Source organism: Sinosporangium album (assembly GCF_900100605.1).
GTDB classification, from domain to species: Bacteria; Actinomycetota; Actinomycetes; order Streptosporangiales; family Streptosporangiaceae; genus Sinosporangium; species Sinosporangium album.
Map to the genome: position 1 here is coordinate 1 of NZ_FNCN01000044.1, position 18,845 is coordinate 18,845.

General features: G+C 69.0%; 13 protein-coding genes and 1 rRNA gene. 13 read left to right on the top strand and 1 reads right to left on the bottom strand.

Annotated elements, in window-relative coordinates; translation table 11 throughout:
* The first annotated feature begins 162 nt into the window (after positions 1-162).
* Positions 163-279, top strand: a 5S ribosomal RNA gene (rrf, locus tag BLQ73_RS27840).
* 380 nt (positions 280-659) lie between these two features.
* Here the strand turns inward: rrf and BLQ73_RS27845 are convergent.
* Complete coding sequence (locus BLQ73_RS27845; protein ID WP_093175150.1) at positions 660-1,991, bottom strand: folylpolyglutamate synthase/dihydrofolate synthase family protein; 1,332 nt, start codon at positions 1,989-1,991, stop codon at positions 660-662.
* A 106-nt stretch (positions 1,992-2,097) separates the two neighbouring features.
* Between BLQ73_RS27845 and BLQ73_RS27850 the strand changes: the two genes are divergently transcribed.
* The 12 genes from BLQ73_RS27850 (at position 2,098) to BLQ73_RS27905 (ending at position 18,737) form a co-directional block, all read left to right on the top strand.
* The gene (locus BLQ73_RS27850) at positions 2,098-3,432 is read left to right on the top strand and encodes a bifunctional folylpolyglutamate synthase/dihydrofolate synthase (RefSeq protein ID WP_093175153.1); all 1,335 of its coding nucleotides are present in this window, start codon (positions 2,098-2,100) and stop codon (positions 3,430-3,432) included.
* Positions 3,432-3,773, top strand: coding sequence for a DUF4233 domain-containing protein (locus tag BLQ73_RS27855; protein WP_093175155.1), 342 nt, complete (start codon positions 3,432-3,434; stop codon positions 3,771-3,773). The genes BLQ73_RS27850 and BLQ73_RS27855 overlap by 1 nt, the downstream gene beginning before the upstream one ends.
* Before the next feature lie 11 nt (positions 3,774-3,784).
* Positions 3,785-5,878: a hypothetical protein gene (locus BLQ73_RS27860; protein WP_143020477.1), complete on the top strand. Its 2,094-nt coding sequence runs from the start codon at positions 3,785-3,787 to the stop codon at positions 5,876-5,878.
* A gap of 59 nt (positions 5,879-5,937) precedes the next feature.
* Positions 5,938-6,348, top strand: coding sequence for a nucleoside-diphosphate kinase (gene ndk / locus BLQ73_RS27865; protein WP_093175160.1), 411 nt, complete (start codon positions 5,938-5,940; stop codon positions 6,346-6,348).
* Between the two features lie 248 nt (positions 6,349-6,596).
* Entirely contained in the window at positions 6,597-7,628 is a 1,032-nt protein-coding gene (locus BLQ73_RS27870; RefSeq protein ID WP_093175163.1) for a rod shape-determining protein, read from the top strand.
* Positions 7,628-8,506: a rod shape-determining protein MreC gene (gene mreC, locus BLQ73_RS27875; protein ID WP_093175165.1), complete on the top strand. Its 879-nt coding sequence runs from the start codon at positions 7,628-7,630 to the stop codon at positions 8,504-8,506. Before BLQ73_RS27870 ends, mreC begins: the two co-directional genes overlap by 1 nt.
* 36 nt (positions 8,507-8,542) lie before the next feature.
* Positions 8,543-9,055: a rod shape-determining protein MreD gene (gene mreD, locus BLQ73_RS27880; RefSeq protein ID WP_245691500.1), complete on the top strand. Its 513-nt coding sequence runs from the start codon at positions 8,543-8,545 to the stop codon at positions 9,053-9,055.
* Positions 9,052-11,169 carry a penicillin-binding protein 2 gene (mrdA, locus tag BLQ73_RS27885; protein ID WP_093175170.1) on the top strand — a complete coding sequence of 706 codons (2,118 nt, stop codon included), beginning with the start codon at positions 9,052-9,054 and terminating at the stop codon, positions 11,167-11,169. The genes mreD and mrdA overlap by 4 nt, the downstream gene beginning before the upstream one ends.
* On the top strand, positions 11,166-12,353 hold the full coding sequence (gene rodA / locus BLQ73_RS27890; RefSeq protein ID WP_338056663.1) for a rod shape-determining protein RodA: 1,188 nt from the start codon (positions 11,166-11,168) through the stop codon (positions 12,351-12,353). The genes mrdA and rodA overlap by 4 nt, the downstream gene beginning before the upstream one ends.
* Before the next feature lie 59 nt (positions 12,354-12,412).
* A complete protein-coding gene (locus BLQ73_RS27895) occupies positions 12,413-14,332 on the top strand; it encodes a TIGR03960 family B12-binding radical SAM protein (RefSeq protein WP_093175173.1) in 1,920 nt (639 codons plus the stop codon).
* Positions 14,333-14,631: 299 nt separating this feature from the next.
* Positions 14,632-15,411, top strand: a complete 780-nt coding sequence (locus BLQ73_RS27900; protein WP_093175175.1) for a TIGR03936 family radical SAM-associated protein — start codon at positions 14,632-14,634, stop codon at positions 15,409-15,411.
* Positions 15,412-15,518: 107 nt separating this feature from the next.
* A complete protein-coding gene (locus tag BLQ73_RS27905; RefSeq protein WP_338056664.1) occupies positions 15,519-18,737 on the top strand; it encodes a ribonuclease E/G in 3,219 nt (1,072 codons plus the stop codon).
* Positions 18,738-18,845 lie beyond the last annotated feature (108 nt).

The window sequence follows — 18,845 nt, forward strand, 5'->3', positions numbered from 1 at the left end:
TGATAGGCCGGGTGTGGAAGCATTGTAAGGTGTGGAGCTGACCGGTACTAATAGGCCGAGGACTTGACCGCAAGGTTTTGTGCAGTCTGTGTGCTGTGCGTTTTTGCTCGCGTCCACTGTGTGATTCTGAGGCGGCAATCTTTTGGTTGTTGTCGTTGGGGTTACGGCGGTTTTTGCGGAGGGGAAACACCCGGTTACTTTCCGAACCCGGAAGTTAAGGTCTCCAGCGCCGATGGTACTGCACTCGGGAGGGTGTGGGAGAGTAGGTCGCCGCCGGACAATTTTATATGAGAGGGGCCATCCTGTGTGGGGTGGCCCTTTTCTTGTTTTGGGGGGTTGCCCGGGGTGGGGCGGCCCCCCTTTTTTTGTTGTTTTGGTGTTGTCGGTGGGGTGTGGGGTTGCCGGCGGGGTGTGGGGGGTTCTGGTTTTGTTTTGTGGGGGCCGGGTGGCCCCCTTTTTTGTTTGTGCGGTGGTTGGTTTCCGGGGTTTCTTGTTGATGGGTGGCTTTGGGCCGTCTTTTTGGTTTTGGAGATGTTGGCCGACTGTTCTGGTGTGACGATGCTGGTGATATAGGGCCGCTTTTTGGTGGGCATGCAAGCAGGGCGTGCTGCCTTCCAGGGGCAAGGAAAGGGATGCCGCTTATTGTCTGCGGGGGTTGTTCAGGGGGTTGTTCGGGGTGGGGTGAAGAGTTCTTCGGTGGGGGCGTTGATGGTGTCGAGGAGTGTGCCGGCGAAGTAGACGGTGCCCAGGGCGAGCACGTGGGGGCCGAGGGAGGCGATGTGGTCGACGGTGAGGTCGGCTGCATCGATGGTTTGCCAGTTGTGGGGCAGGGGCCGGGTGAAGCGGAGGCGGTTGTAAGGCAGCCGTACGTAGGTGACGGAGAGCCCGTGGAGGGCGGAGATGACTCCGTCGAGGTCTTTGTGGTCGGGCATGCAGACGAGGACGTGGTCGATGCCGGGCCACTGGGTCAGGGCGTGTCCGCGGGCGGAGAGGGCACCGGCTTCGTTGATGGCGGAGTCGATGAGGAGGTGCGTGGTCGCGGTGCCGACGGGGGGCGATGGGGCGAGGGCGTGGAGGGACAGGCGTCCGGGGAGGCGCACGGTCCGGAGTGTGCTGTCCAGTCGGCTGGGTTCGGGCGGCGGCAGATGAAGGTGGGTAAGGAGGCGTAGGGCCGCTGCGTGGCCCAGGAGGGCGTTGAGGCGACTGAAGCCACGTGGGAGGAGGTCGGGGGGAAATGCTGGGGCGTCGTGCGCCGGCGAGGGAGGGAAGGCAGAGGGGCCGGATGTCGGCCCGGTGGGGGATGAGGCCCAGGGGGTGAACATGTCGAGGGTGGCGGTGCCGTACTGGTCGGCGGTGTCTTTGATGGCGTTGAATACGGCGGGGGTTTGGGGGGCGGTGATGACGGCCTGGGTGCGGGGGGCGATTATCCCGGCCTTTTCTTCGGCTATCTCGATGATGCTGTCGCCGAGTATGCCGAGGTGTTCACCGAAGATCTCGGTGATGGCGACGATGGTGGGAGGGAAAAGGAAGATCTCGTCTGATCGGCCGCCCATGCCGGCTTCGATGACGAGGGCATCGGCGTGGATGTGCTGGGCGTGGAGAGCTCCGGCGACGGTGAAAAGGCCCGACGGGGCGAGATAGCCGGACTCTTTTGTGTGGTCGGGGAGGGCGCGGCGGGCGTCGTCGAGGTGCCGGGCGAGGGCTGCGTAGGTGCTGTGGTCGATGGCGGCGCCGTTGACGCGGATGCGTTCGCGGTTGCTGCGGAAGGCGGGGCTTGTGATGGTGACGACGCGTAGGCCGGCGGCGGCGAGCACGGCGGAGGCGTATGTCGCGGTGGTGCCTTTGCCTTTGGAGCCGACCACGCTGAGGACCGGAGTGCTTGCCGCGTCGAGTTCGAGGGCTTTGATCAGCGCGCGGGCGCGGTCTTGGCTACGGGGTTCGCCTGCGGCGCGAGACTGCCACTCGTCGAAGAACACTGGGTCCAATGTCACCGATTGAGCCTATCGTCGGGTTAGGAGAGGGCTGGGGGGCCGCCGGTCGTCGGTCCGTGGAGGGCCGGGTGGGGGCGGGTTGCTACCGCACTAGGCTGTTCTGGTGATGTCAGTGCAGGAGCTCGCGGCTGTCGAGGCAGAGATCAGAGGCCGTGGTGTGGAGTGGGACATCGATCCCACTCTCGATAGGATCACCCGACTCATGAACATCCTGGCGGATCCACAGCGGGCTTACCCTGTGGTGCATATCGCCGGGACGAATGGCAAGTCGAGTACGGCCCGCATGGTCGAGGCCCTGCTTCGGGCCCGGGGGCTGAGGACGGGGCGTTATACGAGCCCTGAGTTCGCGAGCCTGCGTGAGCGGATCTGTGTCGACGGCGTTCCGATCTCGGAGGAGCGGTTCGTCGAGATCTTTCGTGACATCCAGCCATATGTGGAGATGGCGGATGCCGCCGACCCCGCCGGGGTGCGGCTGTCCTTCTTCGAGGTCCTGACCGCGATGGCCTTCGCGGCGTTCGCCGACGCTCCGGTGGACGTCGCGGTGGTGGAGACCGGGATGGGCGGCACCTGGGACGCGACGAATGTGGCCGACGGCCTGGTCGCGGTGGTGACGCCGATCTCGCTCGATCACACGGATTACCTCGGATCCGACGTGGAGACGATCGCGGGGGAGAAGGCGGGCATCGTCAAGCCGGGGGCGACGGTGGTGCTGGCGCAGCAGCCGCTGCCCGCGGCGCAGGTGCTGGTGCACAAGGCCGCCGAGACGGGGGCCGTGGTGGCGCGGGAGGGCATCGAGTTCGGGGTGCTGGGCCTCGAGCTCGCGGTCGGCGGCCAGCTGATGCACCTGAAGGGGCTCAAGGGCGTCTACGACGAGGTTTTCCTCCCGCTCTACGGCGCGCACCAGGCGGCGAACGCGGCCTGTGCCCTGGCGGCTGTGGAGGCGCTGACGGGCGGGGACGAGCCGTTGGACGAGGAGCTTGTGCGGTCCGCTTTCGCCGAGGTGGCGTCGCCGGGCCGCCTTGAGGTCGTACGGCGGGGGCCGACGGTGTTGGTGGACGCCGCGCACAACCCCGGTGGCATGGAGGCGTCGCTGGAGGCGGTGCAGGATTCCTTTGGTTTCACCAGGTTGGTCGCCGTTCTCGCCGTGATGGCGGACAAGGACGTCGCCACTATGGTCGAGCTGCTTGAACCGATGGTGGAGGAGATCGTGGTGACGCGGAACTCCTCACCGAGGTCGATGGATCCAGATGAGCTCGCCGCGATCGCGGAGGGTGTCTTCGGGGCCGACCGGGTGCGCAAGGCGGATCGGCTGGACGATGCGATCGACATGGGCATCGGGCTGGTGGACGAGGCCGGGGAGTTCAGCGGGGCCGGGCTGTTGATCACCGGTTCCGTGGTCACCGCGGGCGACGCCCGCATGCTGCTGAAAGCGGATGCTTGATGAAGTTTGACGTCACGCCCGGTATGCGGCGCCTGTGTGCCTCCGTGCTCGGGATGGAGGCGATCGTCGTGGGGCTCATCACGCCGGTGGCGATCTCCGTCGGTGGGGTGGAGCCGGCGCTCGCGGTGACGGTGGGCATCGGCCTCGCCGTACTCTGCGTTCTCACGGCGGGCCTGCTGAAGCGGCGTTTCGCCTATGTCTTGGGGAGTTTGATCCAGGTGCTGGCGATCGCGACGGGATTCCTGGTTTCGACGATGTTCTTTCTCGGAGCGATCTTCGCAGCTCTATGGATCACTGCGATTATCGTCGCTCGCCGTGTCGAGAGCGTAACTTCCCGCTAAAGTCGGCCTACATGGCCGTCCCCCCAATCGAGCGGCGCCAGGCAGTCGCTGTTTCTGCTGTGGGCCCATCGCGCGTGCTTCCCTCCTCGGTGAGCAACGTCGTGCTGGTGCTGCTCATCGCACTTGCTCTGCCCCTGGCGATCGTCACAGTCCCCAACACCGCATCTTTCGTCAGCGCCCTGCTCCCGCCTGGTGTGGAGCGTGTCGCCCTGCTACGTGCCCATGGGCTCGCGCTGCCTGTGATGGCCGTGACCGTGCCGCTGGTCGCCGCACTGATGCGCGCGGTGAGCCCAGCTCCGATCATGGTGGTCGGGCTGGCGCTGATGGCGCTGGCCGACGCGGCGGGCGGATTCGCCGACTCGACCCTGCTTGTGGGCCTCGTGAGGGGTCTCCACGGGCTCGGGGCCGGCCTCCTGGTCCCGGCGAGCCTCGTCGCCGCCTGGGGGTGCGCCGGTTACGTGAAGGTCGTGTGGGTGGCTGCGCTTTCGACCGGTCTGGTGTCGGCGCAGGCGTTGGCGCTCTGGCCGATCGACGCCGTCACCTCCTGGCGTGTCACTCTTCAGCCGTATCCGCTGGTCACCGGGGTGGCGCTCGCCTTGGCGGCGGTTCATCTGATCCTGTGGCTCCGGAGCCCCCGCCGGGCGGCCACCGATCAAGCCGATGACGAGGCCGGGCCCGCGACCGAGGCAGTGACCGAGGCCGCGACCGCTGAGACCGCGAAGAGCGGGCGACCGCTGGTCGCCGTGCTTCCCGCCCTGGCAGTGGGAGGTCTCGCGGTCGGCACGACCTACGGGTGGTCCGCGAACCTCGTTCTGGTGACGGCGGGTCTGTCGCTGGTGGCGTTCCTGGTGCTGGCCTCCTTGGCCGACCGCCGACAGGCCGCTTTTCTCATGGTCGCCGTGGGAGCGGTGATCCTGCCCACGACCGCCCAGGTCACGAGCGTCGAGCTTCGAGGGCTCGGCGGTCCCGGCCTCTCGGGGCTATGGATGTCCTTCGCCGTGGCCGTGGCCGCCGCGGTCGTCGCGGCGGTGGTGGCCATCCGCCTCACCGCGGACCGCGCACCCGCTCTCGTATGGTCCGGGCTGCTCCTGCTGGTGGCGGGCCTCGTCTCCGTCCGGGTCATGGTTCCGGCGGAGGACGGCCTGCCGATGACGGTGCCGCTGACCCTGGTCGCGGCCGGCGCGGCGCTCGCCTTGATGGCGTCCTTGCGGGTGGTCGGCCTGCAGTCGGCTCTCTGGGCGCTTTCCCTGTGCTTCCCTTCGCTTCTCGCGGGTTACATGCTCGGCACGGGCATTCAACTGGCGCACCTGCGCGATGTCGTGTCCACCCAGGGCATCGTCGATGCCTTGGTGGGAGCCGTGCATCTCTGGGCGCTCGTCGCGGGCTTCCTGGTGATCGCGGTCGTCATCCTGGGCGCGTCGCTGTCCCGCCGCTCCGCGTCAGGCGCACCGTTCGCCGGCGAGGCAGGCACCCCTGCGGTGCCTGACGGCATGCTGCCCGCACCGGTCGCGGCATCGCAGACCGCCCCGCAAACCGCGTCGCAGACCGCCCCGCCCGCCGTACGGCATGAGCCGGCGCAGGCCCCCCTCAACCCGTTGCCCGGCGCCGGTGGAGCATGGTCTCCGGCGACAGGCGGGGCGGAACGGGACGGGCTGGTCGGCAACAGCCCGGCACGTCACGGCATCCCATCTGATCGGCTCGTCAATCGCGACCTGGCCACCGCGGCGCCTCTGGAGGCGTCGGCGCGGCGCGCTGGGGAGCGTTCCGGGCAGGACATCCTGGTGGCCGGCGGTCCCAGCGCGGCGTTCGAGGCGCTGAACGGGCAGGGACACGAACAGGGACACAGGCAGGGACACAGGCGGGGGCGTCCCGCCACGGATTCGACGGAGCGTCTGACCGAGCGTGACATCCTTTTCGCGAGCGGCGGCCCGGGTTCAGCGGGGGTTGCGGGTGCGGGAGGCGGTGCCGTACCCCCTGGTGCCGTGCTTCCCGGTGCCGCACCCGCCGGCCCCACGCTTCCCGGGGGCGTTCCCGGGAGCTCGGCGGGGACCGGTCAGCCGGGGCTCTCGGCGGAGAAGGAGGGTGGGCCGGGTCAGGGGCGGTAAACTTCGCGCGTCCTTTACCGCATTCCGCGGCTCCGTCTTGTTCAAAAGGAGAACCTCCCGTGTCCGAGCGCACTCTTGTCCTGGTCAAGCCCGATGGTGTGAAGCGCGGCCTCGTCGGCGACGTGATCTCCCGCATCGAGCGCAAGGGGCTTTTGGTCGTGGCCCTGGAGCTGCGCACGCTGGACGCCGAGACGGCCAAGGCGCACTACGCCGAGCACGCCGAGAAGCCGTTCTTCGGCGAGCTGGTCGACTTCATCACGTCGGGACCGCTGGTGGCGATGGTGCTTGAGGGCCCGCGGGCCATCGAGGCGTTCCGCGCTCTCGCGGGTGCGACCGACCCCGTGAAGGCCGCTCCCGGCACGATCCGCGGCGACCACGCGCTGGAGATCGGCGAGAACGTCGTCCACGGTTCCGACTCGCCCGATTCGGCCGCGCGCGAGATCAAGATCTTCTTCCCGGACCGCTTCTGAGCGCGTCGCTCTCCTGGGTTTCACCTGCGGAGGGTGGAGGCGCTCGGTGTGGCGCCTGGCATGTTGAGCCCCGTCATGGTCGAATGACGGGGCTCTCCGCATTCCGGGCAAACAGGAGTTGAGGGAGAGACGACAAGTTTTTCCCCGACCGGCAGGGCTCATTGTGCTCATCGGTGGGTACGTCACGTTACGATTCGGATGCGATCCGTAATCATTCGCCAACGACGTTACGGAAGGCCTCCTTCCCCATGGGCAGCAAGCTCGCTTTTCTCGGCCGCGACATGGCGGTCGATCTCGGTACCGCCAACACGTTGGTCTACGTGCGTGGGCGCGGAATCGTGCTCAACGAGCCGTCCGTCGTGGCGATCAACACGGCGACCGGCAAGATCGTCGCGGTGGGCATCGAGGCCAAGCGCATGATAGGCCGGACTCCCGGCAACATCGTGGCCGTGCGTCCGCTCAAGGACGGCGTGATCGCCGATTTCGACGTCACTGAACGCATGCTCCGCTATTTCATACAGCGAGTGCATAAACGCCGCCATTTCGCCAAACCTCGCATCATCATCGCTGTTCCCAGTGGAATCACCGGTGTGGAGCAACGCGCGGTGAAGGAGGCCGGCTACCAGGCGGGTGCCCGCAAGGTTTACATCGTGGAGGAGCCGATGGCCGCCGCCATCGGCGCGGGCCTGCCGGTGCACGAACCGACCGGGAACATGGTGGTGGACATCGGCGGCGGCACGACCGAGGTGGCCATCATCTCGATGGGCGGCGTGGTGACGAGCCAGTCGTTGCGGGTCGGAGGCGACGAGCTCGACCAAGCGGTGATCTCCTTCGCCAAGAAGGAATACTCCCTGATGCTGGGCGAGCGCACGGCCGAGGAGATCAAGATGGCCATCGGTTCGGCGTGCCCGCTTGAGGAGGAGGCACACGCGGAGATCCGCGGGCGTGACCTGGTGAGCGGCCTGCCGAAGACGATCGTGATCTCGGCCCATGAGATACGCAAGGCGACGGAGGAGCCGGTCAACGCGATCGTCGACGCGGTCAAGACCACGCTCGACAAGTGCCCGCCCGAGCTGTCGGGCGACCTCATGGACCGCGGCATCGCGCTGACCGGCGGCGGCGCACTGCTCAAGGGGATGGACGAGCGGCTGCGCAATGAGACGGGCATGCCCGTCCATCTGGTCGACAACGCCCTTGACTCGGTGGCGCTCGGCTCGGGCAAGTGCGTCGAGGAGTTCGAGGCGCTGCAGCAGGTGCTGGTTCCGGAACCGCGGCACTGATGAGGGACACGCGCCGGGCACGGCTGATTCTCGGGCTGCTGCTCGCCGCCGCGCTGGTGCTCGTCACCGTCGACCACCGCGCTCGTGGTGGATCGCCGCTCACGACGCTTCGCGAGATCGGTTCGTGGGCCTTCGGCGGCGTTCAGACTGCGATGTCGCATGTCGTGCGTCCCATCGGTGATTTCGTCTCCATGGTGACCTCCGCGCCGTCGGCTCATGAGCGCATCGAACGGCTCAGCGAGGAGAACGCCAAGCTTCGTACGGAGTTGTCGGGCAACAGGCTGGACCGCGGCCGTTCGGAGGAGTTGCGGCGTTTGCTAGGCACCGCGGGAACGGCGGGATACCGGGTGGTTCCCGCGCAAGTGATCGCCAGGCGTGGGCTGCCGGGGTTCGAGGACGCCGTGGAGCTCGACGTCGGCACGCGGGACGGCGTGCGGCCGGAGATGACGGTGGTGAACGGCGAGGGCCTGGTCGGCCGGGTGGTTCAGGCTGGTTCGGGCACGTCCACGGTGGTGCTGTTGAGCGACCCCGCGTCGGCCGCGGGGGCGAGGCTGGAGCGGGGCAACGAGATCGGTGTGGTGCAAGGAGTGGGTGAGCAGGGGCGTCTGGTCCGCTTCAAACTGCTGGACGCGACCGCGACGCTGGCTCCCGGAGACCGGGTGGTGAGCTTCGGGTCGCATCGGGGGGCTCCTTACATTCCCGGCGTGCCGATCGGCGTGATCGAGCGGGTGGAGGCGACCCCGGGGGAGTTGACACGCATCGGATACGCCAAGCCATATGCCGATCTGACGGCTTTGAACGTCGTCGGCGTGGTGGTCGAGGCGCCGAAGCGGGATCCGCGTGGGGCGGCGCCCGCCGAACGCGATCGCAAGAGGTGAAGCGGGGTCCCGGTCATGGTGAGAGGGGGGTCTTCTGTGATCGCGGTGGCACTGTTGACGGCGTTGCTGATGCAGCTCACCGTCATCAACCTGCTGCCGCTTCCCGGAGGTGCGGCACCCGATCTGGTGCTGCTGGTCGTGGTGGCGGCCGCGATGGTGCGGGGGGCGGCGAGCGGCGCGGTGATCGGTTTCTGCGCCGGATTGCTGAGTGACCTTCTTCCGCCGGTTGTCCATCCTGTGGGGCAATACGCGCTGGTGATGTGTCTGGTTGGGTTCGTAGCGGGCCGTCTGAGTGAACGGTCACCGCGCGCGGGAGTGCCCGTCGTGGTGGCCTGTGTCGTCGGGGGGCCCTTGATCGCGGCGGCGGTGGGCGGCCTGCTCGGCGACCCGAGGGTGTCGCTCGGAGGGTTGGAGGCCACGCTGCCCCTCACCGTCGTCTACACGCTGCTCGCGGCGCCGTTGCTGGTCTGGGTCGTACGGCGGATGCTCGGTGCGCGGCCCGTGCGCGAGGGGCGTGCCGCCCCGCTGCCGCTGCGGAGCCGTATATGAGGCGCGCGTGGGGCAGGTTGCTCATCCTGCATGTGCTGGTGCTGGCCATGCTGGCGGTGCTCGCGGTCAGGCTGTGGCAGGTGCAGGTGGTGCGCGGGGCCGAGTTCGTGAACGCCGCGACCGAGACGCGCACCCGCGACGTGATGGTGCCGGCGGTGCGCGGGCAGATCCTCGACTCGGCGGGGCGTCCGCTGGTGCGCAACCATACGGCGCTTGTGGTGTCGGTGGAGCCGACGGCGCTGGTGCGGATGCGCGACGGCGGGGCCGCGGTGCTGAAGAAGCTGTCGGGGGTGCTCGGTCAGCCGGTGGCGGAGTTGAAGCAGCGGATCCGCGCCTGCGGTCCCGGTGTGACGCGGCCCTGCTGGCCGGGGTCGCCTTATCAGGCGATCCCCATCGACGCGACGGTCACGACGCGGCAGGCGCTGCAGATCCTGGAGCGGCAGGAGGAGTTTCCGGGGGTGACGGCGGAGGTGCAGGCCGTACGCGAGTATCCCGGCAAGCATGAGGCGTCCCAGGTGCTCGGTTACCTTCAGCCGGTCACCAAGGAGGAGCTCGATAAGCGGCACGGCCTCAAGTCCACGTTCTCGGGTGTGGACCTTGTGGGCAGGGACGGGCTGGAATACGTCTACGACGAGGAACTGCGGGGCAAACCGGGCGTACGGCGCGTGCAGGTCGACCGGCTCGGCAAGGTCATCGGGGTGGAGCAGCAGGTGGCCTCGGTCAGCGGCCACACGCTGATCACCAGCATCGACGCCAAGGTGCAGCATGTGGTGGAGAAGGCCCTCGCGGGGGCGATGAAACGCGCTCCGAAGGCCGACGGCGCGGCGGGCGTGGTGCTGGACGCGCGCACCGGGCGGGTGGTGGCGCTGGCGAGCGCGCCGAGTTACGACCCGTCTATCTGGAGCGGCGGGATCTCAGAGCTGGAATACCAGGGGTTGCTGTCGGAGAAGTCGGGCAAGCCGCTGGTCTCCCGCGCGATCAAGGGCGAGTTCGCTCCGGGGTCGACGTTCAAGGTGTCGTCGGTCGCGGCCATGCTCGGCGACGGCTATCCGCTGAAAGGGCAGTATTCGTGCCCGGGGTCGTTCATGGTGGGCGACCGTCCGTTCAACAACTTCCGCGGCATCGGCCTGGGCACGCTCACCTTGCACACGGCGCTGGTCAAATCCTGCGACACGATCTTCTACCGGGCGGCCTACGAGCAGTGGCTGCGCGACGGCGGCCTGAATCCGAAGGGGCGCACGAAGGAGCCGATGGCCAACACCGCGCGGGCGTTCGGGTTCGGCCGTCCCACCGGCATCGACCTGCCGGGGGAGTCGGCCGGGCGCATCCCGGACCGTGAGTGGAAGCGGCAGATCTGGGCAGCGACCAAGGACGAGAACTGCAAGAGGTCCAAGACCGGCTATCCCGAGGTGGCCAAGAAGGACGCGACCCGGGGCGCCTTCCTCAAGCGGCTGGCCTACGAGAACTGCCTGGAGGGCTTTCAGCTGCGTCCCGGTGACGCGGCGAACTTCTCCATCGGCCAGGGCGACGTGCTCGTGACCCCCCTCCAGTTGGCCTCGGCCTACGCGGCGCTCGCGGGCGACGGCAAACTGCGCAGCCCGAGGGTCGGCTGGGCCCTGGTCCGGCCCGACGGCACCCGGGTGAAGGAGATCGTCCCGCCCGTGATCGGCAAACTGCCGATCACCGTGGAGCAGCGCACCTACATTCGGCGGGCGCTGAGCGAGGTCGCCTCCGACGGTACGGCGGCCGGAGCGTTCAGCGGCTGGCCCATGGACCAGGTGCGCATCGGAGGCAAGACCGGCACCGCTGAGGTGTACGGCAAGCAGGACACCTCGTGGTTCGCCTCCTTCGCCCCCACGGAGAAGCCGCGCTTCGTGGTGGTGGTCATGGTGTCCCAGGGCGGCATGGGCGGTTCGACCGCCGCTCCGGCGGTCCGGGAGATCTACGAGGGCATCTACGGGATCACTGCGAAGGCGACCCCCACCCCCGGCCCAGGCGCGTCCGCCGGGCCCGGGCAGGGCCAGGAGGGGCCGCGCGATGAGGCGGCACTGCCCGCGGGCCGGCCGGCCGACGTCCTCCCCGTGATCGGGGCCGACGGGAGGGTGGCGCGGTGAGCAGGCCCGCGGCCGGAGCGGTCGACCGCACCGCGCTCGCCAAGAGGCGCACTCTGGCCGACCGCGCCGAGGCCGTATGGCGGATCGACGGCGTGCTGCTGGTCGCCGTCGCCGCGCTGACGGTCATCGGCACCCTGCTGGTGTGGTCGTCCACCAGGACGTGGGCCCCCGGCGCGACGGGGCTGGTGAAGAAGCACGTGCTCAACCTGGCCATCGGGTGGGCGCTGTTCGCCCTGGTGGCGATGATGGACCACCGGCTGCTGCGGGCGTATGCTCCGCTGATCTACCTGGTGACCCTGCTCGGTCTGGTAGTCGTGATCACACCGCTCGGCTCGACCATCAACGGCTCTCATTCGTGGATCATGCTGGGCGGCGGCTTCGCCGTACAGCCGTCGGAGTTCGCCAAGCTGGGGCTGGTGCTGATCCTGGCGATGCTCTTCGCCAGGCCCGCCGAGGGCACCGATCGGCCGAGGCCGCTGGACGTGGTGTTCGCGCTGCTCGCGGCGGTGCTCATGATGGGGCTCGTCATGCTCCAGCCGGACCTCGGCACCACGCTGGTGCTCGGGGTGATCCTGATGGGGGCGCTGGTCCTCGGCGGGGTGCGCAAGCGGTGGATCGCGGGTCTCGTCCTGCTGGCCGCGGCGGGTGCGGCGGCCGTGTGGTTCCTCGATCTGCTTGAGCCCTATCAGATCGCGCGGTTCACGGCGTTTCTCGACCCTTCCACCGATCCCCGGGGAGTCGGATACAACAGCACACAGTCCATGATCGCGATCGGCTCCGGGGAGCTGTTCGGGAAGGGGCTGTTCGAGGGTGGTCAGACCACTGGCCGGTTCGTGCCCGAACAGCACACCGACTTCATCTTCACGGTGGCGGGTGAGGAGTTCGGCTTCCTGGGGTCGGTGACGGTGGTGGCGCTCATCGGCGCGGTGCTGCTGCGGGGCGTTCGCATCGCGCGCGACTGCGAGGACAGGTTCGGCACGCTGGTGGCCGGGACCATCGTGTGCTGGCTCGCGTTTCAGAGCTTCATCAACATCGGCATGACCGTGGGCATCATGCCGATCACGGGCCTGCCGCTGCCGTTCGTGTCGTACGGCGGGACCGCGACGTTCGCCAACATGGCGGCGGTCGGCATCCTGCAGGCGATCCACATCAGGGGTCATCGCCGGAGCGAACGGGCGTTTTAGAAGGCGGTGGGTCCGAGATCGCGGACGGGGAGTGCGCGGGACCGGATACCCTGAACCCCATGTCTGTCGAGTCTGTCTTTCCCCGCCTGGAACCGCTCCTGCCCAGAGTGCAGAAGCCGATCCAGTATGTCGGGGGTGAGCTGAACTCGACCGTCAAGGAGTGGGACGAGGCGGTTGTCCGCTGGGCGCTGATGTATCCCGACGCCTACGAGGTGGGGCTGCCCAACCAGGGCGTGCAGATCCTCTACGAGATCCTCAACGAGCTGCCCGAGACGCTGGCCGAGCGCACCTACGCGGTCTGGCCCGACCTTGAGGCGCTCATGCGTGAGCACGGCGTGCCGCAGTTCACCGTCGACGCGCACCGGCCGGTGCGGGCGTTCGACGTGTTCGGCGTGTCCTTCAGCACCGAGCTCGGATACACGAACCTGCTGACCGCCCTCAGCCTCGCGGGCATCCCGCTTGAGGCGGCCGACCGCACCGACGACGACCCCATCGTGCTGGCCGGCGGCCACGCCGCCTTCAACCCCGAGCCGATCGCCGACTTCCTCGACGCGGCCGTGCTCGGCGACGGCGAGCAGATCGCCATCGCGATCAGCGAGGTCATCCGGGAGTGGAAGGGCGAGGGCAGCCCGGGCGGGCGTGACGAGCTGCTCATGCGGCTGGCCGAGTCCGGCGGGGTCTACGTGCCGAGGTTCTACGACGTCGACTACCACGCCGACGGCCGCATCCAGCGGGTCGCGCCCAACCGCGCTGGCGTGCCCTGGCGCATCCACAAGCACACGGTGATGGACCTCGACGAGTGGCCCTATCCGAAGAAGCCGCTGGTGCCGCTGGCTGAGACCGTCCACGAGCGTTTCAGCGTGGAGATCTTCCGCGGCTGCACGCGCGGCTGCCGCTTCTGCCAGGCCGGCATGATCACGCGGCCGGTGCGCGAGCGTTCGATCACCACGATCGGCGCCATGGTCGAGACCGGGGTCAGGGAGTCCGGTTTCAACGAGGTGGGCCTGCTGTCGCTGTCGAGCGCCGACCACTCCGAGATCGCCGACGTGGCCAAGGGCCTGGCCGACAACTACGAGGGCAGCAACGTCAGCCTGTCGCTGCCCTCCACCCGGGTCGACGCCTTCAACATCGACCTCGCCAACGAGTTCTCCCGGGGCGGCCGCAGGTCGGGCCTCACGTTCGCCCCCGAGGGCGGATCCGAGCGCATGCGCAAGGTGATCAACAAGATGGTCACCGAGGAAGACCTCATCCGCACCGTCACCACCGCCTACGGCCAGGGCTGGCGGCAGGTGAAGCTCTACTTCATGTGCGGTCTCCCCACCGAGACCGATGAGGACGTGCTCGGCATCGCCGATCTCGCCAAGAAGGTCATCAAGGCGGGCCGCGAGATCACCGGGTCGCGGGACATCCGCTGCACGGTGTCCATCGGCGGGTTCGTGCCCAAGCCGCACACGCCGTTCCAGTGGGCCGCCCAGTGCGACCACGAGACGGTGGACAACCGGCTGCGCGCCCTGCGCGACGCGCTGCGCAAGGACAAGGAATACGGCAGAGCCATCGGCTACCGCTACCACGACGGCAAGCCTTCGATCGTGGAGGGGTTGCTGTCCCGCGGCGACCGCAGGGTGGGCCGCGTGATCAAGGCCGTGTGGGAGGAGGGCGGCCGTTTCGACGGCTGGAGCGAGCACTTCTCCTACGAGCGCTGGATGAAAGGCGCCGAGGCCGCCGGGGTCGACGTCGACTGGTATACGACGCGTGAGCGGGAGGAGAACGAGGTCCTTCCGTGGGATCACCTCGACGCGGGGCTCGACCGCGAGTGGCTCTGGCAGGACTGGCAGGAGGCGCAGAACGCCGAGGTGGGCGGCGAGGTCGAGGACTGCCGGTGGACTCCGTGCTACGACTGCGGGGTGTGCCCCACGATGGGCACCGAGATTCAGATCGGACCCACCGGGAAGAAGTTGCTTCCGCTCACGGTTGTCTAACGAAAGCTCTCGCACGTGGCGGGCGGTGCCCGCGCATATCCCGTGGCGACGGCGGGGTTGGCAGGTCGGCCGGTGCGAGAGGCCCGTTGATACGGCGGGGTTTGAAAGATATGCGATGCCGCCTGGGAGGAGTCGGCTCCGGAGCGGCCTTATCCTGAAGTGACGACGACATACTTGAGCGTGATCCCTCCTGATGGGCTTGGCGATCTTCGACCGCACCGCATGGGGATGGGTCCGCGCCACATGGGAAGGAAACAGCACTGACGAAACCTGTTCCCGACGGGCCCCCGCCCGCGCCGGTGGCGCAGCGCCTTCGTGTGCGCTATGCCAAGCGCGGCCGCCTGCGTTTCACCAGTCACCGTGACATCTCGCGAGCCGTCGAACGCGCTGTTCGGCGCGCAGGCATCCCGGTGGCATACAGCGCGGGCTTCTCCCCACACCCCAAGATCTCTTATGCCGGAGCAGCGCCTACAGGTGTCGCCAGCGAAGCCGAATACCTGGAGATCGGTGTGACGCGCCCCTGCGAGCCGGACCGGCTCCGGGACGCGCTCGACGCCTCGTTGCCCCACGGTCTCGACGTCGTCGACGTCGTTGAGGCGAGACAGGGAAGTCTGGCCGACAGGCTGGAAGGATCGTCCTGGGAGCTGCGGTTGCCCGGGACACCCGTCGAGACCGTCTCCGAGGCGGTCAGATGCTTCCTCGCCGCCGAGCGGGTCGAGGTCGAGCGCATGACCAAGAAGGGCATGCGCCGCTTCGACGCCCGTGAGGCGGTGCTGGGGTTGGTGGTGTCCGAGGGGACAGATGGGAGAGCAGCAGGTCAGACGCCGACTCAACCGTGTGTCATACTTCGCATGGTTGTACGGCACGTGACTCCTGCCGTTCGACCCGACGACGTTCTCACTGGTCTGCGTCTTCTAGCCGACTTCGCGCCGCCGTCGCCCCCCGAGGTGACCAGGCTGGCGCAGGGGCCGCTGGACGCGGACACCGGGGAACCCAGCGACCCGTTCGACCTTGACCGCGACACGAAGCGCGGCGGCGAAGCGGTGCCGGTGGGCGAGCGCGTCGGCGGCGACCTATAGGACTTGGCGCCCGTGACCTCCGATCGAGGGGCGGGCGGACAATGAGAGAGACGATGGCTCCTGCGCGGCGCGGCGACGCGCCCGGGAGCTGACGGGAGAGCGCCCGCATGCTCGACAACGAGCCCATCGCCGGGGCAGAAGGTTCCGGCGGGGACACAGAACAGACACAGATCGCCACATCGGTCAAGCAGGGAGGGGCCACCGGCAAGGTCGCGACATCGCCTAGACGCGGTGCCGCCAGCCGCCCGGCCGGACCTCCCCCTGAGGAGGGCGCGACGGCCGCGGTGCCCCCGGCCACGCGCACGGCGGGCTCAGCCGGGAGCTACGTCAGGGCCGCCACCACCCGTGTGACCCGTTCGACCCGTTCGACCCGCGCCGCCGGCTCGGCGGCGCTGGACGAGACCACGGACGAGAAGACCACCCCCGCGGCCGACGTGAGGCCCGATACGGCGTCCGACACGGTGACCGCACCGGTCGGCGCGGCCGGGGGCGACGCGGGAGTCGGCGCGGGAGACACCGGCCATGTCGTCGGCGGGGAGGCCGACGTCCAGCCGGAGGAGAAGCCCAAGAAGACCACCCGCCGCCGGGCCACGACCTCGACGGCCACGACCACCGCTCGGCGCAGCCGCGCCAAGAAGACCGAGCCCGAGCCTGAGCCCGCCCTCGCCGGCGAGCCGGCCGAGGGCGCGGTCGCCGTGCCTGAGGGGGCTCCCGCCGTACCAGACGCCGGCGCGTCGCTTGAAACCGGACGTGAGGCCGAGGTCGGGGAGGGCGTCGGCACGCCGGAGGCGTCGGTGGAGGCCGCCGAGACGGTCGCGGTGACCACCCCCGCGCGTTCGACGCGTTCGACGCGCGCCACGCGGACGACCCGCACCACCAGGACGACCAAGGCCGCAGCGGAGGAGGCCGCGCCGACCCCGCCGGAACCGGCCGCCGCCGTGGACGAGGCGGGCGAGAGCGGCGCCGCGGCACCGCCCGAGGCGCCGGAGCAGCTGGACAAGCCGACGGCGCGCCGCCGGACGCGGCGCAGGACGGCCGAGGAACGCTCCAGCGAGCAGGAGCCCGAGGAGGCCGTCGCCCCGCCGTCGGCCGAGGAGATCGACGAGCTCAGGGACGAGCCGCTCGACGGCGAGTCGCCCGGCGAGGACCTCGACGAGGACGACGAGCTCGACAGCGATCTTACCGAGCGGCCGAGGCTGCTGTCCGACCCGTTCGGTTTCGCGGCGAGTGAGAGCCTCGCGGCGCCCGCGCCGCTGTTCCAGGCGTCGTCGTCGGTGTTCACACCGTTGTTCCAGCCGCCGGACCCGTTCCGCGCCGAGCCGTCGCGCCCCGCCCGGGAGGAGCGTCCGCAGGTGGTCCTGCGCGAGCCCGAGCCGGAGGCGGCCGAGGAACTCGACGAGGACGACCACGAGGCCGACGGCGAGGGCGAGGAATACGGTAGCCGTCGCCGCCGCCGCCGCAGGGGCGGCCGTGGCCGCGGGCGCGCACGTGACCGCGACGAGGCCGCCGAGGACGAGCTCGACGAGGAGTCCGAGCCGGTCGCGGCTCAGGAGGCTTCCGCGGGCGAGGCCGAAGAGGCCGAGGGCGAGGACGAGACCGATGAGTCCGAGCAGGAGGCCGTGGGTTCGCGCCGCCGCAGGCGCCGCCGCCGCAGGGGCGGCGACGACGGTCTCGAACCGGCCGCCGACGATCCGCCGAACACCGTCGTGCGCATCCGCGCTCCCCGCGTGGGCCGTGTCACCTCGGTGGACGAGGTGCAGAGCGTGCGGGGCTCGACGCGCCTGGAGGCCAAGAAGCAGCGCCGCCGCGAAGGCCGCGAGCTGGGCCGCAGGCGCCCGCCGATCATCACGGAGTCGGAGTTCCTGGCCCGCCGCGAGTCGGTCGAGCGCGTCATGGTCGTGCGGAGGTACGGCGGACGCACCCAGATCGCCGTCCTTGAGGACGGCGTGCTCGTCGAGCACTACGTCGACCGCGAGTCGAGCCAGTCGTATGTGGGCAACGTCTACCTGGGCAAGGTGCAGAACGTGCTGCCCTCCATGGAGGCGGCCTTCATCGACATCGGCAAGGGCCGCAACGCCGTGCTCTACGCCGGTGAGGTGAACTTCGACACAGCGGGCCTGGAGGGCCAGCCCAAGCGCATCGAGTCGGCTCTGAAGTCGGGGCAGTCGGTGCTGGTGCAGGTCACCAAGGATCCGATGGGGCACAAGGGTGCGCGTCTGACCAGTCAGATCAGCCTGCCGGGCCGCTACCTGGTCTACGTGCCCGACGGCTCGATGACCGGTATCAGCCGCAAGCTGCCCGACAAGGAGCGCACGCGGCTCAAGAGCATCCTGCGCAAGGTCATGCCGGAGAACGCCGGTGTGATCGTGCGCACGGCCGCCGAGGGCGCCTCGGAGGAGGAGCTCAGCCGCGACGTGGCGCGCCTGTCAGCGCAGTGGGAGAACATCCAGCGCAAGACCAGGTCGGCGAGTCCGCCCGAGCTGCTCTACTCCGAGCCGGACCTGACCGTTCGGGTGGTCCGGGACGTCTTCAACGAGGACTTCTCCTCGCTGGTGGTCCAAGGCTCCGAGGCGTGGGCGACGGTGGATGAGTATGTGCGCTATGTCGCTCCGCATCTGGCCGATCGCCTGACGCGGTGGGAGGACGACGGAGACGTCTTCGCCGCTTACCGCGTGGACGAGCAGATCGCCAAGGCGCTGGAGCGCAAGGTGTGGCTGCCGAGTGGCGGTTCGCTGGTCATCGACCGTACCGAGGCCATGACCGTGGTGGACGTCAACACCGGCAAGTTCACCGGCCAGGGCGGAAACCTCGAGGAGACGGTGACGCGCAACAACCTGGAGGCGGCCGAGGAGATCGTCCGCCAGCTCAGGTTGCGCGACATCGGCGGCATCATCGTGATCGACTTCATCGACATGGTGCTGGAGAGCAACCGGGACCTCGTGCTGCGCAGGCTCCTGGAATGCCTGGCGCGCGACCGGACCAAGCACCAGGTGGCGGAGGTCACCTCGCTGGGGCTCGTGCAGATGACCCGCAAGCGGGTCGGCCAGGGGCTGCTTGAGGCGTTCTCGACGGCCTGTGAGTGCTGCAACGGGCGCGGCCTGATCCTGTCGACCGAGCCGGTCGAGGGCAAGCCGGAGCCTCGGGGCACCCAGGGCAAGATGGCCGTCGAGAAGGCGGTCTCGGAAAAGGTGTCCGCGGCGACCGACCAGGGTGGACGTGATACCGTGACAGGCGCGCTCGGCGATGTCTCAGATGAGGACTCCCGGGCCGAACAGATCTCAGGCAGGGGGCGGCGACGCTCCCGCCGAGCTAAGTCGGTCGATTAGGGCTGACAGCCGATGATCCGTCCGGTTCGCCTGGGCATCCGTAATCCGGTACCCTGGTCAATCGGTGCGTCTGGTGGCGTGCCCGTTCGCGCGTCTGCCCGGTTCGTC